The sequence below is a fragment of the Chloroflexota bacterium genome (assembly GCA_026710945.1).
In the GTDB taxonomy this organism is placed as follows: domain Bacteria; phylum Chloroflexota; class UBA11872; order VXOZ01; family VXOZ01; genus VXOZ01.
The window spans coordinates 1-25,884 of record JAPOQA010000040.1 but is presented as its reverse complement, the minus strand read 5'-3'; the positions used below and the strand labels follow the sequence as shown (position 1 = coordinate 25,884).

At 57.5% G+C, this 25,884-nt stretch carries 23 protein-coding genes and 1 tRNA gene; 14 read left to right on the top strand and 10 right to left on the bottom strand.

Annotation, left to right across the window (positions count from 1 at the left end):
• Window positions 1-18 precede the first annotated feature (18 nt).
• Window positions 19-1,152 carry a Gfo/Idh/MocA family oxidoreductase gene (locus OXE05_08055; protein MCY4437267.1) on the top strand — a complete coding sequence of 378 codons (1,134 nt, stop codon included), beginning with the start codon at window positions 19-21 and terminating at the stop codon, window positions 1,150-1,152.
• 184 nt (window positions 1,153-1,336) lie between these two features.
• Here OXE05_08055 and OXE05_08050 read toward each other — a convergent pair whose 3' ends face one another.
• The 3 genes from OXE05_08050 to OXE05_08040 all read right to left on the bottom strand — a co-directional run bounded on the left by OXE05_08050 (window position 1,337) and on the right by OXE05_08040 (window position 4,180).
• Window positions 1,337-2,164 (bottom strand): LysM peptidoglycan-binding domain-containing protein, encoded by an 828-nt coding sequence (locus OXE05_08050; GenBank protein MCY4437266.1) that lies wholly within the window; start codon window positions 2,162-2,164, stop codon window positions 1,337-1,339.
• A gap of 247 nt (window positions 2,165-2,411) precedes the next feature.
• Window positions 2,412-3,365, bottom strand: coding sequence for a transketolase family protein (locus OXE05_08045; GenBank protein ID MCY4437265.1), 954 nt, complete (start codon window positions 3,363-3,365; stop codon window positions 2,412-2,414).
• The gene (locus OXE05_08040) at window positions 3,356-4,180 is read right to left on the bottom strand and encodes a transketolase (GenBank protein MCY4437264.1); all 825 of its coding nucleotides are present in this window, start codon (window positions 4,178-4,180) and stop codon (window positions 3,356-3,358) included. Before OXE05_08040 ends, OXE05_08045 begins: the two co-directional genes overlap by 10 nt.
• A 515-nt stretch (window positions 4,181-4,695) precedes the next feature.
• Here OXE05_08040 and OXE05_08035 point away from each other — a divergent pair.
• Window positions 4,696-5,550 (top strand): type II CAAX endopeptidase family protein, encoded by an 855-nt coding sequence (locus OXE05_08035; GenBank protein MCY4437263.1) that lies wholly within the window; start codon window positions 4,696-4,698, stop codon window positions 5,548-5,550.
• Between the two features lie 130 nt (window positions 5,551-5,680).
• Here the strand turns inward: OXE05_08035 and OXE05_08030 are convergent, their stop codons facing one another.
• The 6 genes from OXE05_08030 to acnA all read right to left on the bottom strand — a co-directional run bounded on the left by OXE05_08030 (window position 5,681) and on the right by acnA (window position 13,007).
• On the bottom strand, window positions 5,681-6,037 hold the full coding sequence (locus tag OXE05_08030) for a hypothetical protein (protein MCY4437262.1): 357 nt from the start codon (window positions 6,035-6,037) through the stop codon (window positions 5,681-5,683).
• A gap of 111 nt (window positions 6,038-6,148) precedes the next feature.
• Window positions 6,149-7,282: a hypothetical protein gene (locus OXE05_08025; protein ID MCY4437261.1), complete on the bottom strand. Its 1,134-nt coding sequence runs from the start codon at window positions 7,280-7,282 to the stop codon at window positions 6,149-6,151.
• A 444-nt stretch (window positions 7,283-7,726) separates the two neighbouring features.
• Window positions 7,727-8,038 carry a metal-sulfur cluster assembly factor gene (locus tag OXE05_08020; GenBank protein ID MCY4437260.1) on the bottom strand — a complete coding sequence of 104 codons (312 nt, stop codon included), beginning with the start codon at window positions 8,036-8,038 and terminating at the stop codon, window positions 7,727-7,729.
• Window positions 8,039-8,120: 82 nt separating this feature from the next.
• Window positions 8,121-8,828, bottom strand: coding sequence for an SDR family NAD(P)-dependent oxidoreductase (locus OXE05_08015; GenBank protein MCY4437259.1), 708 nt, complete (start codon window positions 8,826-8,828; stop codon window positions 8,121-8,123).
• Between the two features lie 196 nt (window positions 8,829-9,024).
• Window positions 9,025-9,993: a Gfo/Idh/MocA family oxidoreductase gene (locus OXE05_08010; GenBank protein ID MCY4437258.1), complete on the bottom strand. Its 969-nt coding sequence runs from the start codon at window positions 9,991-9,993 to the stop codon at window positions 9,025-9,027.
• A gap of 230 nt (window positions 9,994-10,223) precedes the next feature.
• Window positions 10,224-13,007: an aconitate hydratase AcnA gene (gene acnA / locus OXE05_08005; GenBank protein MCY4437257.1), complete on the bottom strand. Its 2,784-nt coding sequence runs from the start codon at window positions 13,005-13,007 to the stop codon at window positions 10,224-10,226.
• 215 nt (window positions 13,008-13,222) lie between these two features.
• On the opposite strand from acnA, the gene OXE05_08000 reads away from it, so the two are divergent.
• From OXE05_08000 to OXE05_07975, 6 genes are all read left to right on the top strand, one after another.
• Complete coding sequence (locus tag OXE05_08000) at window positions 13,223-14,053, top strand: TIM barrel protein (GenBank protein ID MCY4437256.1); 831 nt, start codon at window positions 13,223-13,225, stop codon at window positions 14,051-14,053.
• 251 nt (window positions 14,054-14,304) lie between these two features.
• Window positions 14,305-14,721 (top strand): VOC family protein, encoded by a 417-nt coding sequence (locus OXE05_07995; GenBank protein MCY4437255.1) that lies wholly within the window; start codon window positions 14,305-14,307, stop codon window positions 14,719-14,721.
• Complete coding sequence (locus OXE05_07990) at window positions 14,718-15,815, top strand: Gfo/Idh/MocA family oxidoreductase (GenBank protein MCY4437254.1); 1,098 nt, start codon at window positions 14,718-14,720, stop codon at window positions 15,813-15,815. Before OXE05_07995 ends, OXE05_07990 begins: the two co-directional genes overlap by 4 nt.
• A gap of 309 nt (window positions 15,816-16,124) precedes the next feature.
• A complete protein-coding gene (locus tag OXE05_07985) occupies window positions 16,125-17,201 on the top strand; it encodes a Gfo/Idh/MocA family oxidoreductase (GenBank protein ID MCY4437253.1) in 1,077 nt (358 codons plus the stop codon).
• A gap of 317 nt (window positions 17,202-17,518) precedes the next feature.
• Entirely contained in the window at window positions 17,519-18,595 is a 1,077-nt protein-coding gene (locus tag OXE05_07980; GenBank protein MCY4437252.1) for a Gfo/Idh/MocA family oxidoreductase, read from the top strand.
• A 301-nt stretch (window positions 18,596-18,896) separates the two neighbouring features.
• Entirely contained in the window at window positions 18,897-19,874 is a 978-nt protein-coding gene (locus tag OXE05_07975) for a zinc-binding dehydrogenase (GenBank protein ID MCY4437251.1), read from the top strand.
• A 220-nt stretch (window positions 19,875-20,094) separates the two neighbouring features.
• On the opposite strand, the gene OXE05_07970 is transcribed toward OXE05_07975, so the two are convergent.
• Window positions 20,095-21,285, bottom strand: coding sequence for a pyridoxal phosphate-dependent aminotransferase (locus tag OXE05_07970; GenBank protein ID MCY4437250.1), 1,191 nt, complete (start codon window positions 21,283-21,285; stop codon window positions 20,095-20,097).
• 121 nt (window positions 21,286-21,406) lie between these two features.
• Between OXE05_07970 and OXE05_07965 the strand changes: the two genes are divergently transcribed.
• The 6 genes from OXE05_07965 to lepB all read left to right on the top strand — a co-directional run.
• Entirely contained in the window at window positions 21,407-22,357 is a 951-nt protein-coding gene (locus OXE05_07965) for an MBL fold metallo-hydrolase (GenBank protein ID MCY4437249.1), read from the top strand.
• A gap of 86 nt (window positions 22,358-22,443) precedes the next feature.
• Window positions 22,444-22,528, top strand: a tRNA-Leu gene (locus OXE05_07960).
• A 56-nt stretch (window positions 22,529-22,584) separates the two neighbouring features.
• A complete protein-coding gene (locus OXE05_07955; GenBank protein MCY4437248.1) occupies window positions 22,585-23,418 on the top strand; it encodes a GreA/GreB family elongation factor in 834 nt (277 codons plus the stop codon).
• A 246-nt stretch (window positions 23,419-23,664) separates the two neighbouring features.
• Window positions 23,665-24,090 (top strand): zinc ribbon domain-containing protein, encoded by a 426-nt coding sequence (locus OXE05_07950; protein ID MCY4437247.1) that lies wholly within the window; start codon window positions 23,665-23,667, stop codon window positions 24,088-24,090.
• Window positions 24,091-24,186: 96 nt separating this feature from the next.
• Window positions 24,187-24,963 carry a DNA repair protein RadC gene (gene radC / locus OXE05_07945; GenBank protein MCY4437246.1) on the top strand — a complete coding sequence of 259 codons (777 nt, stop codon included), beginning with the start codon at window positions 24,187-24,189 and terminating at the stop codon, window positions 24,961-24,963.
• Window positions 24,964-25,113: 150 nt separating this feature from the next.
• On the top strand, window positions 25,114-25,884 hold a 771-nt coding region (gene lepB, locus OXE05_07940; GenBank protein MCY4437245.1), incomplete at its 3' end, for a signal peptidase I.

Sequence of the window (25,884 nt, the reverse complement as noted above, 5' to 3'; positions counted from 1 at the left end):
TAAAGAAAGAAAGGGACTATGGGGTCGAAACGATACCGGGCGGCACTGATCGGCTGCGGGGGGATGAGCAAGTCGCACCTTCCCGCGCTTCACGAAGTTGCTGAGATAGACGTCGTTGCCGTCTGCGACATAGACGAGGGCCGTCTGCATGCAGTTGGCGACGCGTTCAACGTGGCAAACCGCTACACCGACTACCACGCCATGTTCGCAGCGGAGAAGCTGGACATTGTCGCCATTGCTACGCAAGGACCCCAACACTGCGCCGCTACGGTAGCGGCGGCAGAGCATGGCGTACACGTGCTTTGTGAAAAGCCCATGGCCCTCGACCTTGTTGAGGCCGATCAGATGGTGGAGGCATGCGACCAGGCCGGCGTGAAGCTTGCCATTAACCATCAAGCCACGGTGCGTCCGTCACTGCAACGCATGCGGTCCATGATCGAAAATGGGGACATTGGTGACGTAATCTTGGTGCGCGGTAACAACAAGAGCGGGCGCAAGGCCGGTAACGAACTCATGGAGATGGGCACGCACGTCTTCGACCGCATGCAGTTCTTAGGCGGCGCGCCGACCTGGTGCCTAGCCCACCTTACCTGGGAGGGAAGAGCCGCCACAATTGATGACGCCATGGATTCTCAGGAAATGAGTCCTAGAGACCGCGCCTCCGGCTTGGTGCTCGGCGAGCGGGCGTACGCTCTCTTCGGCATGTCGCGCGCACCGGTGGGTGAATGCCAATTTCTGGGCTATGAGAAGACTGACAGTAGACTCTACAGCGTGGATGTGCTCGGTACCAAGGGCCAACTGTCGCTGCGTGGCACCGGCACCCGGCGGGGCAACAGCGATCTCTTCCACCTGCCCGTGCCGGCGTTCTATCCTGCTGACCTGCAGGATGCGCCGCAATGGCAGCACATAGCGGTGCCGGAAGAGCTCGACCCGCGACTTGGCGAGCACAGCATTACCCCAATCCTGCAAGAGCTAATCAAGTCCATCGAGACTGGCAGTGAACACCCCTGCAGCGGCGAGGCGGGCCGCTATAACCTGGAGATGGTGATGGCTATGTATACCTCGCACCTGAGCGGACAACGTGTCAGCATTCCCCTCGCCGAGCGGACGCATCCATTGTCCGCAGGGTCGTCTAGCGTAGCACACTCATAACCAGGGCAATCGGGAAATCGCATAGCCCCGGGCAGCCAGATTCGCTCCCCGGGGCTATGCATTTTTCTCTATTGCAATAGTGCCGGCTACGTGGCGGCGTTCGTCAACGAATCAGCCGATCACCAAACGCGTGCTATTAGCATGGTCAATTACCACCGAGATTCCAACGAAGTCGCCATCACTGTTACGGCCACTGAATGTAATAGGGAGTGCTCTCATCTTCAGTACCATCCGGCTTTATAACCTTTATGGTGAAGATTAGATGGTTGCTGCCCTCTGCCCGGTTCAATTTAGTATAGCTGAAATTACCCCCTGCGGTCGTACTGCCGGAAGCAGCTTGCTCTCTATCTAAGACGTAACCGTCCGCACGCACAATCTCGAAACTCGTCACATTGGTAACCGAAACACCAAGCTTTACGGCGCCGTCCGCAGTCCGCGCCTGGTAAGATCCTGGTGAGCCTGGGATGGCTGTGTTGTCTTGTACAATAATCGTAAACTCAACCTCCCCAGTTGCAGTGGGCGCGCCGGGTGTGACCGTTGCTTGGAAGAAGCCTGGTTGCGGGGTCGCTGCAGGCCCGGGAGTGGCCGCAGGTTCCCGCGGGGCCGGTTGTTTCGGTACGCGCAGTGACTGCCCTTCAAATATCTTATTCGGATCAGCGAGGCAGTTCGCCGCCTGGACAATTGCCTGTGTGGAATCACTGCGCTGGGCGATGCTATAGAGCGTGTCACCCGATTGTACGGTGTAGGTCGGCCAATCGGTACGTGGTGTGCAAGATGGCGGGGCGGTCGCGGCCTGCGGAGCCCGAGTCGGCAATGGCACTAATGTTGGCACCGGCGAGGCAGCAGGCGCCTCGGAGGTTGCTTGCGTCGGGCGAATGACCGTTGGGATGACTTCAGGAGTGGGCGTCTCTTCATCGGGGCCGTTCCCCACAAATGGGACGCAAGCGGTTGCTATAACCGCAAGTCCCAGCAACAAAAGCATGACCCGGAGAAACTTAATGGGCACTTTCACTGGCGACACTCCTCTTCTCGCAAGCTACCTACACCACGGCCCGAAAGGTGCAAAGTGAGAACATCCCTCCGGACTGACTTTGTGAGAATCATCCACCAACCTAAGCCACGCTGAGACCAGGGCAGGTGGTGGATACAAAACTACTAAACAGACGCTCTGTGGGACTGACGAATCAGAGAGCTATATATATGATGCCTGGAATGGCTGCACATTACAAGCCAACCGCAGAATCCGGCGCAAGACGGCCCTACAGCAAGGACCGGGCTTTTGCCACAATGTGTTGAGCGGTCAAGCCATACTTCTGCAGGAGCGCAGACGCATCTCCGGACTCAGCGTAGGTGTTCTCAACTCCGACGAATGCCATTGCGCAGGGGGCATGCTCGACAACCGCCATTGCCACCACGCTACCGAGACCGCACTGCACCAGATGTTCCTCAGCAACTACGATCTTGCCTGTTTCGCGCGCCGCTTTCGTCACGGCTGCCACGTCCAGCGGTCGCACCGTGTGCATGTCGAGCACACGAGCCTGGACACCCTCCGCGGCTAATGTCTGTGCTGCCTCCAACGCGGCAGCAACCATGATGCCGTTACTAATGAGCGTAATGTCCCCGCCGCTGCGCAATTCGTTTGCCTTTCCCAGCGTGAAATCAGGATTGTCCCCGTAAATGACGGGCACGTCCGGCCGGCCCACGCGCATGTAAGCGGGACCCTCTGCGCTCAACATCGCCGCAACCGCCTTATGGGTGGAGGGCTCATCGGCGGGTACGATCACGGTAAACGTCGGCAAACCCAACGCCAGAGCGACATCTTCGATAGCCATCTGCGACGGGCCGTCTTCACCGATGCTAATTCCCGCATGGCTGCCGACGACTTTTACATTGAGATTCGGGAAAGCAATCGACATGCGCAACTGGTCGTACCCGTTGCACATGATAAAGCAGGCGAAGCTGGCAATCACCGGCAGTTTTCCACACGCTGCCAATCCGGCGCCGATACCTACCAGGTTCGATTCCGCGATGCCGACATTGATGAAGCGTTCGGGAAACTCCTGCGCGAACCACTCGGTACGCGTGGAATTATTGACGTCGCCGTCCACGACGACAATATCGGGATTAGTCCTGCCGGCCTCCCGCAACGCGGCGCCAAACGCATCGCGAGTCGCCTTGCCCATCTTGAGATTAACTTTTGGTTCTACTGCCATCCGAGTTCCTCCAAGGCACGCTGCTCTTCTTCCTTGGTAAGTGATTTGCCATGATATGAATAGTCTGCCTCAACGAAAGAGACGCCTTTGCCCTTGACCGTATGGGCGACAATGCATGATGGGCGTCCCTCGGTGGACTTGGCTCGCTGCAACGCTTGCACCACGGCGGATGTGTCGTGACCGTCAATTTCCTGAACATCCCATTGAAAGGCCCGCCACTTTTCCGTCAGCGGCGAGTAGTCGAGCACGTCTCTCACCCAGCCGGTCTGCTGGGCTTTGTTGTGGTCCACAATGGCGGTCACATTGTCGAGCTTGTAGTGAGCCGCAGTCATGGCAGCTTCCCAAATCTGCCCTTCGTCCTGTTCCCCATCACCCAATATGACGAATACGTGGAAATCTCTATTCTCGATGCGGGCTGCGAAGGCATGTCCCAAGCCAAGCGAGAGTCCCTGACCCAGAGATCCGGTACTGGCTTCTACACCGGGCAGGCGGGTCATGTTGGGATGCCCCTCGAGCGGGCTGCCAATCTGCCTAAGGGTTGCCAGCAGGTCCGTTGAGAAATACCCGGCCTGTGCCAAGACAACATAGAGCAACGGGCTCGCGTGGCCTTTACTCATAATCAAGCGATCACGATCATGCCATTGCGGCTTTGCGGGATCATATTGCATGATGCCGCCGAAATACAATGCAGCCATGATCTCTACGCCGGAGAGCGAGCTTGACGGGTGCCCTGACCCTGCTATTGTCGTGCAGGTGATGATGTCGCGGCGGATTAGTCGTGCTTGTTCTTCTAGATCTTCGATTGACATCTTCATCGATACGCCCACTGCCTTGAAAATCCTTCTGCTACCTTCACTCTGACGTCGTGTTCCCGGCGTAGAACCATCCGCGTCCAATGCGCGTTGGTATACTTCCGGGTCAGGAGGCTTATTCTTCTTGAGAAAAAGCACACACACTCACACTATTGTAGCGTTTACGCGCCGGGGGCGCGAGTGCTTCCGGCCAGTCTCCTATTTCAATCCCTTCCCAGTCGCCCTGCCACTGAACGTGCCCCCCTCGCCTCCCTTGCGGTTACACTTCAAGCCGCACAGACGATTCGACACTTGAGTGTAGAAGGCACTGTGGATAAATCGCAGCGTGCATCCCCCTTGCGGCCTGGACGTGTACGCCAGTGCTATACTTGAGCCGACGAGAGTGCTAAGAAACGATTCTCAAAAACTGTGCCAAAGACTGCTTGTTTGTCTGGTAGGTGTAGCAGGCAAGAACTGGATTCAAGGTTTACGGCCTGGCTCTCCGCTTGCACGATCTGAATCGAGAGGACCCCCATCCCTTGGCTACGTCTGAGCCAACCCCCGAGACCAACCAACCTAAGACTCGCGCCTTTCCCAACGTCTTGCAGGCCCTGGTTTTACTCGGCCTGCTTTTGATTCTGCAGTTGGGCGTGACTGTGGTTGTAGGCTTCTATCTTTCCCTTCAGTCGATTCCGATGCAGGAGTTGTCCACGGTGCTTGCAATGGTGAACCTTTCCACCTTTGGCGCCGTCGTAATTTTAGGTACGGCATGGTCTCGCGTTTCGGCCCGCCAACTCTTCTATCTGCGGGGATTCTCCCCCATGCTGATCCTGCCGATGTTCGTGATGATGCTTGGCCTCATCATTGTCGTATCGGAACTCGATAACGTCCTCCAACGCTTCCTACCGATACCGGACTGGCTCATAGAGATGCTTGGCGAGCTTGGTCTTGGCGAGGGCTTCATGCTTGGCACCTTCATTGTGCTGGTTGTTGTCGCGCCAATCACCGAAGAACCACTGTTCCGCGGCATCCTGCTCCATGGCTTCACGCGCAACTACGGTGCGTGGTGGGCGGTGATAGTTACCGCTTTCCTATTTGGTGCTATTCACATGAATCCCTGGCAATTCGTAGGCGCTTTTTTCCTGGGGCTTGCGTTTGGGTGGTGGACGCTGGAGACGCGGTCTATTCTGCCGGCGATCCTCGGCCACGCTATGAACAACGGCATGGTCGTCATTACGGTCGACGTGTTAAGTGTGGAGATTCAAGGTTTCAATGCCTGGGAAGAAGGGGTGCAGACTCACCAGCCGTGGTGGTTCACACTCGCAGGCGTTGTTTTGCTCGTAGTCGGAGCGGGGATTCTGTACAAGCTATGGGTGCAGGATCGCCAGACCTGATAGCGCCCTCACCCGGCGCTAGCCCTTCTCGTTGTGAAACTCGCGTTTCGTACGCTCGTGCATGAAGAATTGCAGACGCCAGCCAGTACGAAATTACTCTCTCGTTCAGCGGGCCAGTAGCAGGGCTTGACTAACGTGAGCGCCACAGCCAGAGAACGTTGATGAAGAAGACCATTCCCAAGACGGCATAGAAGCCGTTTGCGCCAGCCACGATCGCGCCGACGATCACCAGCGGCACGCCAAAGCCCAACACGGGCATCGCCACTTTGAGAAAGGCCTCCGCGTCCGACTTTGCCTGCGTGCGTGCCTGGATCATAGCAACCTCGATGCGCTCGTTGATGTGGGAATCAATGCGCTCCATGAGCGCCGCCACGATGTGATCGTCATAGTGCTCGCCCAGCTCGCGGCGGGTCGCCACTGTAGACCTCAGCTCATCTTTCAGCCGGGCTGTTTCCGCGGGATCCTGCGGCCGAAACTTACTTGCCATCGGCTGGCTTCCTTTGTACTCCGCGCCGCCATGCCTCCTCCGGCAAACCACGACCCCATCATAACGCAATTGACGGAACTCGAGTTGAGAAGCCTCAAGGTTTTGTCTTGATCACAGCAATGCTCCCTCGTCATGCAACCGCCACGCAGCATCAACGAGCGCCCAGAGGCCGCCGCTTACCGCCGCATTGCCGCCCAGCACCACAGGATAGCCTGCGTCCCACGCTGCGCCGGCAAATTCTTGTGTCGATTCATCCTCAATCTCGCTAACCAGTCCCATGTCGGCAGCAAACCTATCATGTCCGTTGACCTGCCCTCCGCCGTGCGCAAACAGCACCCGCGAGTCTAGAAAGAGGGCGTCTCCCATTTGTGAGAACGCGTCAAAGAAAGCCCTAGGCCCTACTTCCTCTAAGTAAAACCCAAGCAATGAGCGTACCGGCCGTGTGCTTGTGCTCATGCCCCGTTCTTCGGAAAAGACGCGGATGCGGCACGCCATGTCCCGCCTGAGCAACGGCCAAAGCCGGGCACTGACGCGCCCGGCCAAGACTACCTCTTCATGCGGCCGCACGAAGGTGGGCATTGCATCCCGCAAACGCGAGCTTAAGGAGAGCAATGGCCGGCTAACAGCTTGCTGTGAAACATAGGCACGTGCCGCTTGACCGCAAAGAGGATGAAGCCCGAGCATGGCAAGATCAGTAGGGGTGTCGATATCGAACATTGCGGCAATTGCGGGTTCCAGCGGTTCATGGCGCAGACTTGCTTCCTGGACCAGTTGCCGCGCCAGGCCGTTATCACGCGTGCGCGGCAGATCGACAGCAGTAAGGGCATTCGCAGGATGAAATCCGATGAAGTCTGCCGAAAAGAAGTTGTTCGCAATCAGACCATGGTCCAGGAGCGCAACCGCGTCGCGTAGGGCTGCCAATTCGCCAACGGAAAGCAGGGGACCGCTGCCTCCGCCGATGTAGAGGACGCGCGATATGCAGTGTCGCGCGACGATTCCCGCGAGGGTATTGCCAAAGTGAAAGCACTGCGCCTCCGCGGTTGGCTCGATGATGACCTCCGGCGCAATGCCCCTGCACGCCTCCGCCCGCGAAGTTGCAAGGATGATTGGCGCAAATCCCCCGGCCGTCAGAGCCTTGGCAATTATGTCTTGAGCAATGGCAAGATGGCTATCAAAGACCAATTGCTCCAGCGCGGTGGCGCCTTCCTTGCCGGCAAAGAGTACGAGACCGACGTCGTCAGCCATACGCAAATCACTTCCGCTGCGTTGTGTTGGCGGCTGCCACAGGATGGCTGGGCATTATTGCAGATCGCACGCCGAATTACGAGCAGTGGCCGAACTCTTCACCTGCCACACCGAGATTGTGACGCGAGTCTCGTGCCGCAATTTGTGCCGCTTTGGCATACAACTCTCATGCAATCGCGAACTACGCCAAACGCGGACAACCCATCGTGAGGATTGTCCAACCCTTGCGGTAGCGCAGGTTTGCAACCTGGGCTCATGCAGCAGCGTGACTCTCGCCGGATCGCAGACCTACTCTTGGCAAGAGTCCGGCCCTACTCACGTAAAGTCCCGCCACCTGTGCGCGTGTGCCACACACAAACAGCCGCCAGATGAATTACCAAAGTACTCATCCAGCGGCAATCGAGAATCGCATCGCCAATGTATCTTCACGCAAAGGCAATGACCCTACATGTACCCATACTCCATGCGGATCTCTTCGGACATCATTTCCGGCGACCACGCCGGGTCCCAGACGATTTCCACGTCCACTTCCTCTACGCCTTCAAGGTCTTCGACAACTTGATTGACCTGGGCAATGATATACGGTCCCGCCGGACAACCGGGGAATGTGAGTGTCATCTTGATCTCAACGTTGTTGTCATCGTCAGTGGTGTTGATCTCGTAGATTAACCCCAAATCAACAATGTTGACGCCCAGTTCAGGATCGATGACTTCCTTTAGGCCTTCTCGAATTACGTCTTCAGCAACAATAGCCATGAATTTTTTCTCCTGGCTCCGATCTTTGTCGTGCCTCTATGGACCATAGTAACAACCGCAAGCGCGACCCGGCAATGTTGGGCTAGTCTACCTCCCGCGCGTAGAGTTCCAGAATGCTGCCCGCGAAGCCGGTGGCCTCCGGTGAAGCAAGAAACACCAAGGCGTTGGCAAATTCGTCGAGGCTCACGGCGTTGCGCATGTCTTCTTCATCGAGGTATTGTTCCGCCTCCACGGTTGCGATCGTGCCCGCCACAAGGCACGTGGGTACAATGCCGCGCTGCTTGTAGTCGCGCGCCACACCTTTGGTGAACGTGACCACCGCGGCCTTGCTCGCGCCGAATAGCGCGCGTCCCGGGGCCGGATCAAAGGCGCTGCCCCCGGCAATCGTGATGATATGCCCATGCCCCTGCGCCAGCATCGCCGGCAGAACCGCGCGCACAAGATTGTAGCTCGTGTAGAGGTTCGCCTCGATCTGATGTTGCAAGTCCGCCAAGGTCGTCTCTGTTACCTCGCGTTGATCGAAGCTGCCGGAGAGGAGCGTCGCCGCATCCAAGTGCCCAAACGCGGCGCAGGTCTGCTCTACTGCGGAAATGGCTTGATCCGCCTCTGCGAGATCCGCCTCTATTCCCAGCACCGTATCCCCATGTGGAATCCGGCTCAGCGCAGCCTGCAGGCGGTCACGATTGCGTGCCGTCGTGGCCACCTGGTAACCGGCATCGAGAAATGCCGAGATTACGGCTTCACCTGTCCGGGCAGTTGCACTCCCGATAAGAATTGTTCGAGCTTCCATAGGGCACCTTTCTTCCAAGCCCGCGCAATACTCTCCCCTCACAAGAGATCGCAAGCTGTGTGCGCAGTCACACTCGCACGTGAACGTTCACCGATTTCACCCTCGCACGTTTTCCGGTTGAGGATTCCCGTAAGGACGCTAGACGCTCTTGACTATTAGCAGAGATGTCGCCCAAGCAACTTGCCGCGAATTAGGCTTACCTTGCCGCAAGAGCATAGCAGGCATCCACCAGCACCATAGCGCGATGCATGTCTTCAAGACTAGCCAGAGGTGCATGTCCTTCACGGTACGCCTGCAGCGTACTCTTCACAAAATCCTGGTAAAGTCCAGGTACAGAGTGGCCGCCGTGCTCCTCAATACCTTTGTCTGTAACGATGCTGGTAGCGCCGTCGCGATAGGTAACGTAAGTTGATCCGTCGCTCACGTTCCACACCACGTCTGCGGCATCCGCCGGGTACGTATATGCTACCTCAACCACTGCAAAAGCATTGTCATCGCCGCAGAATGTGACGTTGGCGTACTCTTCAACCGGGACCCCCGGCGTAATGCGCTGCAGTTGGACGGACCCAATGCGTACCTCACGGCTGCCGGTGAACCAAGAGAAAAGATCAGCGTAGTGCACGCCGAGATTGCGCAAGGCCCCGCCGCCGGATTCTTCCGCCTTTAGCATCCAAGGACACCCCGAATCCACGTACCGTTGTACCGGTCCGCCGGCATAGCGAAAATGCGCATGCTGAATCTGCCCCATGCGCCCATTGTCGCGCAACTCCTTCACGGCTTGAGAAAAAGGCGCCGCGCGATTCGTGAGCGGAATAGCGACAAAGACATCATTTTGCTTAGCAAGTGCGATCAACCGTTCGAATTGGCTGGCGTCGGTGCCGAGCGGCTTTTCAATTACGAATGGAATGTGCCGCTCGATCAGTTGGGTGGCGATCTCCGGTTGCAACCGGTAGCGCCCAAACGAAAAGACGAAGTCGGGCTTCTCTCTCTCCAGGAGTTCCACATAGTCCGTATACGGCGTACAGCCTGCGTACTGCCTTGAGAACCGCTCAGCATAGCCGGGCTGCTCGTCAGATACCGCCACCGGCGAAATGCCTAGCGCGTCAAATGCAGGTAAGTAGAGCGGTACGTGCCAGTGGCTGATCTCCAGGATCGCAATTCGCATGTCTTGTTCTAGCTCCCTAGGAAGATTCTAATCACCAGACCTTGCGGCCCTCGCGGGATCAACACTTTAGCGCACGGGCCGACACCGCTTTACCAATGGAAAATAGGGCATTTGCAAAGTCGATCAATTTCTTTATGTCAAGGCGGATTCAGCCAAGACCCTGTCGAACAATGAACTGCCCCATGGCAGGTTCAGGGCGCAAATGATTCCTGCGACTACCCACTTAGCTTCTATTCTTCCTCAGCGGATCGGCTGCCCGCCAGCAGATTTCGCAAGACATACTGCAACACCCCGCCGTGAAGATAGTAGTCCACTTCGATGGGAGTGTTGATGCATGCGGTCGCCGAGAATTCTTTTTCATTTCCACCTGCGTCACGTGCACGCACTTTCAAAGTTTTGCGCGGCGACAATCCTGCTGCGATGCCTTCGATAGCATAGGTCTCCTTGCCGTTGAGGCCTAGAGACTCTGCATCTTCACCTTCCGCATACTGTAATGGTAGAACGCCCATGCCGATGAGATTGCTGCGATGGATGCGCTCGTAACTCTCGGCGATAACGGCGCGCACACCGAGGAGCAACGGACCCTTGGCGGCCCAGTCCCGGCTGGAACCCATGCCATAGTCCTTACCCGCAAGGAGGACAAGGGGCACCTCGTCACGCTCGTACTGCTTGGCAGCATCGTAGATGGTCATTTCTTCTTCGCTTGGCAGGTGAAGCGTCCAGCCGCCCTCTCGTGAAACGAGCTGATTGCGCAGCCGCACATTGGCAAACGTGCCCCGCATCATGACCTCATGATTGCCGCGGCGCGAACCGTAGGAATTGAACTCCTTGGGTTGCACGCCTTGGTCGATGAGGTACTTGCCGGCGGGGCTGTCTTTAGCGATGGAGCCCGCGGGCGAAATGTGATCGGTGGTCACCGAGTCGCCAACCACCGCCAGCACACGCGCGCCCGCAATGTCGATCGGAGAGCCGGGCTCGGCCGCCATATCTGCAAAGAACGGCGGCTGGCGCACGTAGGTAGACGTTGGTTCCCACTCGAAAAGCCTACCTTCCGGCACTGCCAGGGTCTCCCACTCAGACATGCCCTCGAAGACTTTGTCATATTGCGAGCGGAACATCTCCGCATCCACCACACGCGTCATTGCGTCGGCAATTTCGCGCTGGCTCGGCCAAATGTTGCGCAGGTAGACGGGCTGTCCTGCGCCATCGTGTCCGATGGGGTCGTTCGTCAAATCCGTATTGACCGTTCCGGCCAACGCGTACGCAACCACGAGAGGAGGCGAGGCGAGATACGAGGCTCGCACCAACGGATGAATTCGTCCTTCGAAATTTCGGTTGCCGCTGAGCACCGCAGCCACTGCCATTTCGTGATCGCTGATCGTCTCCTCAAGTGGAGGAGCCAGCGGGCCGCTGTTGCCAATGCAGGTAGTGCAACCGTAGCCTACGAGGTGAAAGCCAAGCGCTTCCAAATGCGGCACCAGGTCGAGCTTCTCTAAGTAGTCCATTACTACGCGCGAGCCGGGGGCCAGGCTCGTCTTCACCCACGGCTTGCGTCCAATGCCGGCGGCGACGGCATTCTTCGCCAAGAGACCCGCGCCAATCATGACGGCGGGATTGGAGGTATTCGTGCAGCTTGTAATGGCCGCGATCACCACTGCACCTTCGCCAATCCTGGCAGGCACGCCATCCAACGAGACACTTACACTTGCGGTTGGATCCGCGACCGCAACCGAGCCGCCGGGTTGCGCAACTGTTGCCGCGCCGCCGATTCCTCCCCCACCAGCCCCGTTGCCATTGGTCTGCGCAAACTTGTTCGGATACGCCTCATGAAAGCTCTGCCGCACGCCGTGCAACGGCACACGGTCTTGGGGGCGTTTGGGTCCGGCCAGACATGGCTCAATCGACGATAAGTCAAGTTCCAAGATGTCGGTAAACACCGGCTCCGCATCGGAGGGCCGATAGAACATCCCTTGTTCCTTGCAGTACGCCTCGACGAGTTTGACCAGGTCTCTATCGCGCCCGGTAAGGCGCAGGTAGCGGAGCGTCTCGTCGTCTACCGGGAACATACCCACGGTCGCGCCGTACTCCGGCGCCATATTCGAAATCGTCGCGCGGTCCGGCAAGCTCAACGATGCCATGCCCGGGCCGCAAAACTCCACGAACTTGCCTACAACCCCATGCTGCCGCAGCATCTGTGTCACGGTGAGTACGAGGTCGGTAGCGGTAGCGCCCTCCGGTAGCCGGCCGTTGAGCCGAAAACCGACCACGTCCGGGACTAAGAGAGAGATGGGCTGGCCGAGCATCACCGCTTCGGCCTCAATGCCGCCCACGCCCCAGCCCAGCACACCGAGACCGTTGATCATTGTCGTGTGTGAGTCTGTGCCCACGAGCGAATCCGGGTACGCCGTGAGTTCGCCGTTTCGCGCATCAGCAAAGACGACTTTTCCGAGATATTCCAGGTTAACCTGGTGAACGATTCCTGTGTCCGGCGGCACGATGCTGAAGTTGTCAAAAGCCTTCTGTCCCCAGCGCAGAAACGCGTAGCGTTCCTGATTGCGGGCAAACTCACGCTCGGCATTGATGGCAAAAGCCTCAGGCATACCGTACACGTCCACCTGCACCGAATGATCGATAATGAGATCGGCCGGTTGCAAAGGATTGATGCGATTGGGATCTCCTCCTAAATCGCTGATTGCTTCCCGCATCGCCGCCAGGTCTACCACCGAAGGCACGCCGGTAAAGTCCTGGAGGATCACGCGCGCCGGAGTGAAGTTGATCTCCCGCGCCTCGGCTTGATTTGGCTCCCAATTTGCAAGGGCAACCACGTCGTCGCGCAGCACCGAATGTCCGTCTTCGGTGCGCAGCAAGCTCTCGAGCAACACCTTGATAGAAAAAGGAAGCTGCGCCACGTTCGCAATTCCCAGGTCTTCAAGCACAGCGAGACGGTAGATTGTGTGTGCATTCCCACCAATAGAGATCGTCGACTTGCTGTCAAAACTATTCACAGTGCTCATCCATTCCCTCGGATCACGTACCAAAGAATTCCAATACAAGTCTGAGGCTCACTCAGAGTTCTGAGTAGAGGATACTATACTCCGCTCATTTCAACACGTGATACGGGCTAAAGGACCTTGTTGCCTCCCCACGGTGCTTCTTGTAGCAGGCGAGTTTGCGGAGTATAGTGAGCTCAATTGGGCGCCAGACCACCGAGACATGGTAGAAATGCACAGTGAAACTCTCCCTGTCAGGTAGAATCGCCGAAGCCGAGGACATAAAGGACTTCTCTTCTCTCGACTTTGGCAGCTTGGTGCAGCTTGCCGCCCGTGTCGGCTTCAACGCCGTTTGCGTGCGGCCCACACATCTAACAAGTGAAACTCCGCTTGAACGCGTGCGCGAAATGCGTGCCATTCTCGAGTGTCACGGACTAGCGGCCTCGATGGTCACCGCGGACTCTCTTGTGCCACGGGAAGGTAGCGTTCCTGACTCAGGCGCCCCGCTGCGAGATCTCGCACCAATCCTAGAGCGCGCCAACGCTCTCGGGGCAGACCTCATCCGCGTGGGAGTAAAGACGGAGGACGACATAGTGTGGGCGCAGCGGGCGGCGGATCAAGCCCGCGAGTATGGCATTCGGCTCGCCCAACAGACTCACACCGGCACACCGTTTGAAACCGCCGCAGGCTGCAAGGAGATTATCGCACGCATCAACCGAGCCAACTTCGGTCTCATCCTCGAACCTGCAAACTTCGCGCTCTGTGGAGAGGACTATGGCGCGGCAGCCTTGGCTCCGGTAGGTCCGTCCGTCTTCAACGTCTATGTGCAGAACTTGCGGGTCACAGACCGCGGCGATTCCTCCGTCGAGACCAATCGCGGCACGGTACGCTATGAACGGCTGATAATTGGCGACCCGGCGGGAATTGACTTGCCGCGCTTCTTTGACGGGCTTTCCGCTATTGCATATCAGGGCTATGTGACCTCGCACCAACCCGCAATCCCGGGATTATCCGAGCGCAGCCTGTGCGATCAGGTGTATGCTTCGCTTGCCCGCTTCATAGGACCTTAGTGCCAGACCCAAGCCTTTACAGTTCGTCTCTCCTACCATACTGAGAAACGCCGATAGCTACCCCTGCGTGTATCCGGTACTTTGGGAATCTGAGTATTCTACGACTAATGTGGTTAAAGGACGTGTTTCCGTTGCACAAATCTCGCGATCTGGATGCAGCCGGCACTAGGTGACGCTATACTAACGACAATAGTCATTCCGCGTAGCACCGAAGCTCAAATTAGCAATTCTCACTTTGGGAGGAAAAGGCCATGGCATCGACTCTGGTTCACGTAGGAGTGCGCGCCAGTGACATTGACAAGACTATTCACTTTTGGCGTGACGCGCTCGGTCTTGAAGTAGTCAACGAACTGCACCACGGCTTTGATCTCAGTGACGGCTTTCACAACTTTCGGGTCTTTCAACACGAGGGGCCGGACCGTCCGGCGCACGTGTCCGGTATGCTGGACTATCTTCATATTGGTGTGAAAGTTTCGGATTTGGCAGAGGCTGCCACACGGCTCGCCGACATGGGGTACGAGATCTTCTGGGAAGGCGTAAGTGAAGGCCAAGAGTACTCGTACGATCCGTCCAAACCGCCTTCCGGCTCATTCAAAGTGGAAGACCCCGACGGTATCGTGGTGGACGTCACTGCGAGCAGCGATCAGTGGCCGGGGGTGGACCTGTGAGCAAGCAGTATCGGGTTGCCATCATCGGAACCGGCCGCATGGGCGGCCTTATCGAGGATGAGCAAGACATCCGGGGGTTCATGACGCCTTACGGCCATTATCCCGGCTATGATTCCATGCCGGAGACGACGGTCGTCGCCGTTGCCAATCGCGGCAAGGAGCGGCTGGAACGGTTTTGCAAGCGTTTTGACTTTGCCAACGGCTATCTCGACTACAGAGAGATGATTGCAAAGGAAAAGCCGGACATCGTCAGTGTTACCACGCCGTCATTTGCGCGCGCCGAACCGATCATTTTTTGCGCTGAGAACGGGGTGCGGGGCATCTTTTCCGAAAAAGGGCTGTGCGCCTCGCTGGCAGAAGCGGACCGCATCCACGAGGCGGTGACGCGCAACAACGTCGCCTTCAATTGGGGCACGCAGCGGCGTCATCACGATGCCTACAAGCGCCTGCGCGCCGCCATTCTGGATGGAGCCATCGGCAAACCGCTGCACGCGTTTGTGTATTTTTCCACGGACATCATCAAGCACCACCCCCATACCATAGACGCTGCCAACATGATGCTAGGTGACCCGAAGCCGACATGGGTCGAGGGACGCTTGGTCGATCCCAGCGATCCCCGCGTTAGGAACAACGAACGGGCGTCCGCGCCCTATGACGCTGAGAAACACGCTTTTGTGCCAAAGCAGGGCCAGGAAATCGCCGATCCCTTGGTGGATTTCTTCCGCATCGGCTACGAGACCGGCCAGGAGAGCTACTTCATTCCCACGCCGGGACCGTTTGACGTGGAAGTACGTGGCACGGAGGGGCGGGCGCTTGCCTTGGACAACGGCATCAACACGCGCATACAGCGGCCGCTGCGACGCGGCGATGAATTGGAAGAGACGATCATCCATGCCATTGGCGATGGGCCGACGGTGACGAACATCCGCAATCTCATCCGCGAGATTGAGACCGGCGAGCGGACCGACGGCAACATCGACCGTGTCATGCAGACCGTCGAAGCGCAGTTTGGGGTCGCGCATTCCTCGTTGCAAGGAGGCGCGCGCGTGTCGCTGCCAGTTGCTGATAGGAGTCTTTATATTCCTGGCGGCTAGAGTCCGGCGCATTAACTCGCAACAATTTCAGCCGATTGGAAACCTCCGCACTGGAGAAATCAAGGCAAACGGTTTGGCGCGATTGTAGATTGCCTGTCATTCCGGCCGATGGTTTATCACTCAGGCTTTGGCCGGGGTCCAGAGTCAAGGAGAAGATAGATTCCCGCTATTGCGGGAATGACAGTTAGAGGCGGCATCCGGTAACTAAATTCAGCTACAAATTGTGTAGATGTCGTCGGAAGTTTCGGTCAGAAGAGCAGTCTAGACTAAGTGGCATTAGGTGGCCCGTAAGCATGAGGAGTAGATAGGATGGCAAAGACTTACCGCGCAGCGCTTATCGGCTGTAGCCGCATGGGAGCTTTCATAGACAACGAAGTGAGATCAAGCCGCTCAATAACGCTTCCCTACTCTCACGCTGCGGGCTATGAGGCATGTGAGCGCACCGATTTGATTGCCGGCGCTGATTTGCGGCAGGACGTGTTGGAGCAGTTTGGCAGCCGCTACAATGTGAGTTCCGACCACTGGTATACGAACTACCGCGACTTGATTGCCAATGAGCAGCCGGACATTCTCAGCATTGCCACGCAACCGGAGCAACGCTGTGAAATCATCCTTCATGCAATTGAGCAAGGCGTCCGCGCGCTCTATGTGGAAAAACCGCTCTGCGCCTCGGTAGCGGAGGCCGAAGCCATCCGCGACGCTGTCCGTGCCAACAACGTAGCCTTGAACATGGGCACCAATCGCCGCTGGCACAACGGCTTTGAGGCGATGCGCGCCAAGATCGACTCGGGTGACTTTGGCGATCTCCGCACGCTTACCATATTCTCTACGGGGAACTTCTTCAATACGGCAAGTCACTTCTTCGATCTCCTGCTGTATCTCAATAGCGATGTCACGCCCAAATGGGTGCAGGCCTACGTCTTTCGTTTTGACGAGCTCGTCGTGGGCACGGAAGTGCGCGACGATCCCGCGGGCACGGGCATCATGATGTTTGAGAACGAAGTCTTGGGCTATGCACTAGACGGTTCAAGACGCACCGAGTTCGAGGCAGTGTGCGGCAGTGGGGTAATAACGGCGTTGAACAACGGCGCGGATATCCGCACACGCACGCAGGCGCCGGACTCGTCGGCAGACGGGCCAAACTTAGATTTTGATGAGGCAAGCAGCACGCTGAACCTCGTCAACGATCTTGTGCACGCGCTGGACACGGGTGAGCCGGTTCGTGGAGGGGCTGACGTGGCCTATTGGAACACCCAGATCATTTTCGGGTTCATCGAGTCGCATCGGCGTGGAGGCGCGCGAGTCGAGCTCCCGTTGACTAACCATGACTTGCGATTCGTCCGGCACGACCACGTGGCACGCCAGCCGAAGTACGCACCCGGCTAGAGCGATGCAACCGGCCTCAGTCATTACCCGCGACAGTGGGGATCTTGGCTGGACGAACTAGAGGCCGCTGGATCCTAAATGGTGGCGTGGATGAAAGGCGATTTTCAGGTGGGCCCGCTAGATCTAGCTTACGGGTGCTAATCTATGGTACAAGCTCAACCTGGCATAGCGATAAAGATGGGTTTCCGCCCTCGTGGTAACAACGGACTCAGGCTTCTTCTGTCCTTCAACAGCGAAGATACAATGGCCAAGAGTCCAGTGCCGTGACATCCATAACTGCTGCCACTGCGCAACGTTTCATCTGAGGGGTTTCAACTATGGCAAAGACATACCGCGCTGCGCTTGTCGGCTGTAGCCGCATGGGAGCATTCATCGACAATGAACACCAAGGCATACCCTCGATTCCGCTGCCGTATTCCCACGCCGCCGGCTATGAGGCCTGTCCACGCACCGATCTCGTGGCGGGCGCCGACCTTCGTTCGGAAGTGCTGGCGAAGTTTGGCGAACGCTACAACGTGGGATCAGATCATTGGTACACCAATTACCGCGAGTTAATTGCTAACGAACAGCCCGACATCCTCAGTATCACCACGCAGCCGGAGCAGCGTTGCGAGATAATTCTGCATGCCATCGAGGCGGGAATCCGTGCGCTTTATGTTGAGAAACCGCTCTGTGCCTCGGTTGCGGAGGCTGAAGCCATCCGTGATGCTGTGCGCGCCAACAACGTCGCCTTTAACATGGGCACCAACCGACGCTGGCACTATGGGTTCGCGGCAATGCATGCCAAGATTCACTCCGGGGACTTTGGCGACTTACGCACTTTGGTCAACTACTCAACTGGTCAATTCTTCAATGGATTTAGTCACTTCATCGACCTATTCATGTTTCTCAACAACGACGTGACGCCGCGATGGGTGCAGGCCTTTGTCTTTCAATTTGATGAGCTCGTAGTGGGCACCGAGATACTGCAGGACCCGGCGGGCACAGGCACCATAATGTTCGAAAACGGCGTCCTCGGCTATGGGCTGGACAGTTCCAGACGTGCCGAGGTCGAGGCGGTATGCGAAAGAGGTATGATTGCGGCGTTGAATAACGGCGTGGAATTTCGTACGCGCAGCAAGGACATGGACTCGTCGGAGGACGGGCCAAATCTCGACTTTGAACAGAAGAGTGCGACCCTGATCCTTGTTGAGGACATCGTATCTGCGCTTGACACGGGCGAGCCGACCCGCGGCGGCGCGGAGGTGGCGTACTGGAACACCCAGATCATCTTCGGTATGATCGAGTCGCACCGCCGGGGCGGCGCGCGGGTCGAGTTGCCCTTGACCAACCACGATCTGCGCTTCATCCGCCACGGCCACGTCGCAAGCCAACCAAAGTACGCGCCCGGCTAGGTTCTACCGGCAATGCAGGTAATTCCGATTGGAAGTGAGGAGTCTAGAGCCGCTAAGGTACTGACACTCGCACTTGCACTTAAGCATGGCACGAACATCAACGGATAGCGAGCGACTATAGATTGGAAGTGTCGCCTCTCCGCGCAATCGCACAATCAATCATCAATTCAAGACTGATTCTCGCTTGCGTAGGACTGACGGCAAAACAGTTGTTTGGTGCCGTTGTCTTGGTCCCCTTAAGCGATGTGTGCGAACAATTGGAGAGTCCGATATTTTCATGTGGAGAAAGGCGTAGAGCAAAATGGCTGAAATGATGTGGCGAGTCGCCAAGCATGAGGGTTTAGGCAACATTGTGATGGAGCATGTGCCCATACCCGACCTCGGGCCCCATGAGGTGCTCGTGCGCGTCCACGCCAGCTTGATTAGCCGCGGCTCGGAACTTTGGCGGCGCTACGTCATGCCCGGTCCGGTCGACCCTGGCGCAATGGGGTATTCCACGGCAGGCACAATCGTGCAAGTTGGCAGCGATGTCACCGGATACGCGCCCGGCGACCGCGTCGCATGCACGGCGCCCCACGCTGAGTTTGCGATAGGTGACGTGAGTTCCACCGCTCGTAAACGCGTGACGCCGCTGCCCGACGACCTTCCCTTCGAGAGCGGCACGTTCCAGCCTCTAACGACCAGCGCCTTTGGCTGGACCGCGACCGCAGGGATTTTGCCGCAACACACTGTTATAATCCTCGGCCTTGGGTTGGTAGGAAACCTGGTGATGCAGGCCGCCACCCGCTTTCTGCCTGCACAGCTTTGCGGAATTGACATGCTGCCTTTACGGCTTCAGCTAGCTGGGCAATTGGACATTGGCGAGATCATTGACGGCACTGCTCACGACCCGGTGCGAGCCGTCCTGGAACGGACTAAGGGCAATGGAGCCGACATCGTTATCGATTGCGTAGGCGGGCGCGCCGGCTTAGAGTCGTTTCGGCAAGCGCAAGACATGCTCGTCGCGGGCGGCCTACTGCAACTCATCGGCCTCTACCACGACGATCCCTTGCCGCTCGATGCGGGGAAAATACAGCGCAAGCGTCTTATTGGCGGGTACCTGCCGGACACGGATGTGGGGGCCATGGCCCATGCGGCGGTGCGGTCGCTAGCCAGCGGCCTCATTCAATCCACGCCGCTGATCACCCACCGCTTCCCCGGCAATCAAGCAAAAGAAGCCTTTGACCTACTCTATGAACGACCTGATGACGCCATGGGTGTAATTCTGGAGTGGACGTAACCGCAAGTAAATCCCGCCGCCTCCGCTCCGGTAGCGCAGGTTTGCTACCTGCGTCCGCACGAACGTACCCGCACTGCGGCTCTGCCTCCGACCCCATTCCGGTAGCGCAGGTTTGCTACCTGCGCCAGTGAAGCCTCAACTAGCGGCTTGTGCGCCGCGGAAATTCGTCTACATCGCTGGTAAACGCCATCTGTGGGCAGATTCTCACGAGGAGGTCTGCTCACTCCCCCGCCAACGCACCCACCCCAGGCATGGCTGCCTCAATTCGCTCCGCCGCCGCCATGAGATTCTCCAGCGAGTTGGCAAAAGAAAATCTCACGTAGCCTTCGCCGGCGGCGCCAAACCCCGTCCCGGAGAGCGAAGCTACCCCCGCTTCCTCCAGCCAATACCGTTCCAAACGCGCGGATCCCACGCCAAGCTCCTTCACGTTGCAGAAGGCGTAGAACGCCCCTTGCGGCACTAAACACGAGAGGCCGTCTATGGCATTGAGCGCGCCGATGAAGGCATCGCGTCGGCGGCGAAACTCCGCCACCATAGCAACTACCGAATCTTGCGGGCCCTCAAGTGCCTCGATGCCTGCCATCTGGGTAAAGCTCGCCGTGCACGACGTGGCGTTATTCAAGATCAGTCCGATCTTCTCTGCCAGAGGGACCGGCATCACGCCGTACCCCAGGCGCCAGCCCGTCATGGCATAGGTCTTCGAATGGCCGTCCAGTAGAATAGTCTGCTCCTGCATCCCAGGGTGTGCCAAAATGGAAGCGTGGCTGCCATCGTAGACTATGCGGCTGTAGATTTCATCGCTCAGCACCCAAATCGGCTTGCCCCGTACCATATCGGCGATTTCCCCGAGCTCCTCCGCCGTGAACACGCCGCCGGTGGGGTTGTGGGGTGCGTTTAAGATAATGAGCCGCGTCTTGTCAGTAATGCTGTCGCGCAATTCATCCAGGTCCCAGCGGAACTGCCGCTCCTCGTAGAGGGTTAGCGGCACCCTGGCGGCACCGGCAAAGCGCAGCATAGAATCATATGTGGGAAATCCCGGATCAGGGTAGATCGCCTCATCTCCAGGATTAACCGTGGCCAAGATTCCGGCAAAGACGATTGGCTTCGCTCCCGGCGTTACCACCACATTTTCGGCTGAGGCATCGACACCCCACCCTTGCTGCACGTATCGCGCGATGGCCTCACGGCAAGGCAATAGACCGGGAGTAGGGCCATAATGCGTATGTCCGTCCTGCAACGCCTGAACGCCGGCCTCCACGATGTTTTCCGGAGTAGGAAAGTCCGGCTCGCCGATCTCCAGGTGGATGATGTCTTTCCCGGCACTTTCCAGTTTCCGGGCGCGCGCAAGAACCGCGAACGCCGATTCGCCTTTCAATAGGTCGGTACGCGCGGCTATGTTCGGGACAGCCATCAGTCCACTCCTTTCCCAGAGGCATTACTAATTCAATTGTACTGGTTCCAAGAATCTCCGCCAACACTATGCTACACTCGTCATACCAAACGAGGGACAATCCGAAAGTTGGGAACCGCTCATGGCACTTGCGACACTCGCCCAAGATCCAAGAATTTACCGCATTACGGCCATTTGGAATTGGGACAGCATCGTTGAACTCTACTTTATCAACGGCCCCACGCGGGCGCTCATAGACACGGGAGCATCTGACACGCCGCGAGAGTACATTGAGCCTGCGCTGCGGTCACTCGATCTGACGCTCGACGACATCGACGTCATTCTCAATACCCACGGGCACCAAGACCACATGGGTGGCAATCACGCGCTGCTCAGCGAGATTGAGGCACAGGTGTACATGCATCAAGATGATGCATTCCTCGTTGAAGACCTTGAAGCGCATATGGATTACATCTGGCACGCAGACAAGCACGTTCTCGGCTACGACCTCTCGGCGCGGCGGGCGCAGTTTCTGCATACGGTAGGCGGCCCTTCACCAGTGCATCGCAGGCTGGAAGACGGCGAAATTGTCGACCTCGGTGATGACATCCAGCTCCGGGTGGTGCACCTTCCCGGCCACTCACCGGGCAGCATTGCGTACCACTGGGAAGCCAAGGGCATCGCGTTCGTGGGAGACGCCGTGCAAGGACTTGGCAGCAAGCCGGGCACGTTCCCTCTCTATTACACGGCGAGAGGCTACGAGCAATCCATGCTGCGGCTGGCTGCTCTCAACATCGAGACACTCGCACTCGCCCATCGATACCTATGGTCACAGGAACCCCGTGGCCCAATTCGCACCGGCAAAGACGCGGAACAAACGGTGCAAGACAGCATCAACGTTGTCCGATTGATTGATCAAACTGTGCGGCACGCGCTCGAATCCCATGCAGGCGCCGGCTTTCTGCCAGTCGCGCTCGCCGCGACACAGGCGCTGGCTGCCGAGATACCCTTCACCGTCGATCCTCGCACGGGCTTGCCCACCGGCCTACCCGCAACCTTCTTTGCCCACTTCACGGAACTAAATGGTGGCTAGGGGCGCCCCCCAATGCGCTGGCTGCTGCCGCGTATTGGTTGCCCGTCCCCACGTCCCGTGATAGAATCCCGCTGGGGACTAGTATCGCCGAAGTGGCGGAATTGGAAGACGCGCTACGTTCAGGGCGTAGTGGGCCTTGCGCTCGTGAGGGTTCGAGTCCCTCCTTCGGCACCTCATAGGCCTGGTGGCTCGTGCGACCAACCATCAGAGAAAGGTTTGGAAAGACCATGAGCACACAGGAAACTAATCAGTTGGGCCCTCTGTTTACGCAGTACTTGCAAACAGTGGGCGTGGCAAACCTGAAGGGTGAAGAGGCCCGGCACCTCCGCAGATTTGTTAGTTGGTGCGGGCCGGACTCCCGAATAACCTCGATCTATCCCCACCAACTGCAGACCTATCTCGATCAAGTAACAGCGACCGCTGCCGATCCAAAGCCCTGTGCAAGCGCCTTGCGCACGTTCTTTTCCCATGCGCTGAAGTCCGACTGGGTAGAGAACAACCCCGCCACCGGTTTGCGAATCACCAAGCGAGCCACTAAGAGCAATCCCCGTGCCGCCGATGCTCAGGCCGGAGGCACTTTCATCAGCCGCAAGCGCTACGATGAATTAGGTGCTGAATTGAAGATCCACAAAAGTGAAGGACGCGAGCGCATCAGCAAGCATCTGCATGCGGCCATCAAGGATGGCGATCTGCGTGAGAATGCGGCCTATGATGAGGCAAAGTATCAGCAAGGCATGCTGGAAGCGCGCATTCGCGAACTGGAGCAAACGCTCCGTACAAGCACGATTACCGAAGAGGATGCGCATCAGGCAGACGGCGGTAGTGACGCCGCCGACGAGGGCGTCAAGATTGGTATGCGCGTTGAACTGGAATTGACTGACGGCAGTGAGACCATTGCTTATCAATTGGTTGGACCTTCCGAGGTCGACCCCCTTGAAGGCCGGATTTCGTACCTCTCTCCCGTTGGAGCAAGCCTCCTTGCCAAACGCGCCGGCGACACCGTTGCCGTGGAAACGCCTGCCGGAAGTGAGACCTATCGGGTTCTTAGCTACTCGTTCTAACCACTCGCAGCAACCGCCAATCGGAAACTGAACCGCGAAAGTCCGTCTGCTGGCTTGTTTCGCCGCGGCCCAATTCCACCCGCCGGAACCTGCATGTAGCAACTGCTACATGCTACGCCTGTGTAGAAGACTCTAGTGCGCCGCCCCCCACGTCGAATCCGCTTGTGAACGCTCCTAGTGCCACCTCCAAATGGCTGGTACAATACGAGTGTACCAGCCAAATTTTGTCCACCAGAGGTTGTCTTGATGGAGACCATTGCTGCTGTTCTCAACTATGTCCTTGCGTTTCTTATCGCCTACTTTCTCGCGTTGTGGGTAGCCCTTGCCATCTGGGCATTCTATGACATTCGCACTCGCACCACTGACATATTGGTGCAGCTCTTCTCGATTCTTCTCGTGCTGGCCTTCAATGTTTTCGGCCTCATTCTTTACTTGTTCCTCCGTCCCAAAGAGACGCTGGCAGAGGCAAACGTACTGGCGTTAGAAGAGGAGAGCTTCTTGGCCGAAAGCGAATCCTTGTCACGATGCCCCAATTGCCACTATCGATTGCAAAACGACTACCAGCTTTGTCCAATGTGCCAGCTTGAAATCAGAAAGCGCTGTACCGGCTGCCGGAATCTCACCGACTTGCAGTGGAGTGCTTGCGCTTACTGCGGGACGCCGGTCAACTAAGCTCGCTAAGGCTAGTCTTAGTGAGTTCAGGCCGATACTCTTCACCAACTCTTTGCTTTCCCTCTCTGCAACTCACCTCCACGCCTAAGGATTGCCGTGCCACTCGCAGCCAGCCAAGACACTAAAAGCCGCACGTTGGCGGAGACCTCCGATGTGCCTGACGACTCCCGGCTTTCGGTCCGCGAATGGCCGGCGGCGGAGAGACCACGTGAGCGCTTGCGCGACCTTGGTCCTGCTCACCTATCGACTGCTGAGCTTCTCGCCATAATTCTGCGTACGGGCACGCGCGAGAATTCCGTTGTAGCCGTCGCCCAAGGGTTACTTGATAAGTATGGTGGGGCCAGCGGCTTGGCCCAAGCGAGCTTTCGGCAGATTACCCAGTATCCCGGCGTTGGCGAAGCAAAGGTAGCCCAGTTGAAGGCGGCGCTGGAGCTTGGCCGCAGAGCCAGCGCAAGCTCCCAGCCCGTACAACCCGTAATCCGTTCGGCCACCGACGCGAAGAATTTCCTGTTGTCCGACTTTGTCGACGAGGAGCAAGAAAAGTTCCTCGTAGTATTGCTGGACACCAAACACCATGTGGTGGGCAAAGAAACTTTGTATCGCGGCACGCTGAACCAGACGGCAGTTCGTCCCGCTGAGGTCTTCCGCGAGGCCGTGCGGGCCAACTGCGCGGCCGTGCTGGTTGCGCACAACCACCCGAGTGGCGACCCTACCCCTTCCGCCGATGACGTTGCCACCACGGCCCGCTTGGAGAGTGTCGGTGATCTCTTGGAGATTGAGCTTGTCGACCACATCATCATGACACGCGACGGCGCACTCTCACTACGGGAAAGAGGACTTGGCTTTACCCGTAAGCGCCCGCAACGGACATGACAAGGACCCACATAGGTACACCCATTTTGAGCTGCGATTGAGACGCGGCGTGTGATCGGGCAAGTTGCCAAGAAGCTCCAGGATAGTAACTTCCTGCAGGTTCCAGCACGAGACATTGCAGCATGTATACAATGTTATGCTATAGGAAGAATGCCGACCTTAGGCTGGGAGGAGATCGCCACGAAATCATTCGCTAAGGAAGTTCTGCAAACGCTTCTACTCACCGCCATCATCTTCTTTGGCACACGTCTCGCGGTACAAAACTATCGCGTCGAAGGCAGTAGCATGTATGGCACACTCCACCACAGTGAGTTCGTCTTGGTAAACAAGCTTGCCTACGTCCGCTCGGAGCCGCAGCATGGCGATATAATCGTCTTTAACTATCCCATTGATCCTTCAGAGCAGTTTGTCAAGCGTATCATTGCCATTCCCGGCGACACGATTGAGATTCGCCAGGGCGTAGTTTATGTAAACGGAGAGAGTGTGACTGAACCATACGTCAGTCAGGGGTCTCAACTCGCTGGATTTGCCAACCGGGACGAACTCTCGAGCCGTACAATTCCTGCGGATGCCTACTTTGTGATGGGTGACAATCGGCGCGGCAGCAGGGATTCTCGAGAGTGGGGATTCTTGCCGCGCAAGTTCATCGTGGGCAAAGTATGGGTAGCCTATTGGCCTTTGGAGGACTTCGGCGTTATCGAACACTTCGAGCTCATCGTGCCGGATCCCATTGACCGCAAGGAGGCTGTTGTCTTCGACGAAGTCGTCGTCTTCGACGAGGTTGCCGCATTTGACGAAGTCGTCGTCTTTGACGAAGTCGTCGTCTTTGACGAAGTCGTCGTCTTTGACGAAGTCGTCGTCTTTGACGAAGTCGTCGTCTTTGACGAAGTCGTCGTCTTTGACGAAGTCGTCGTCTTTGAC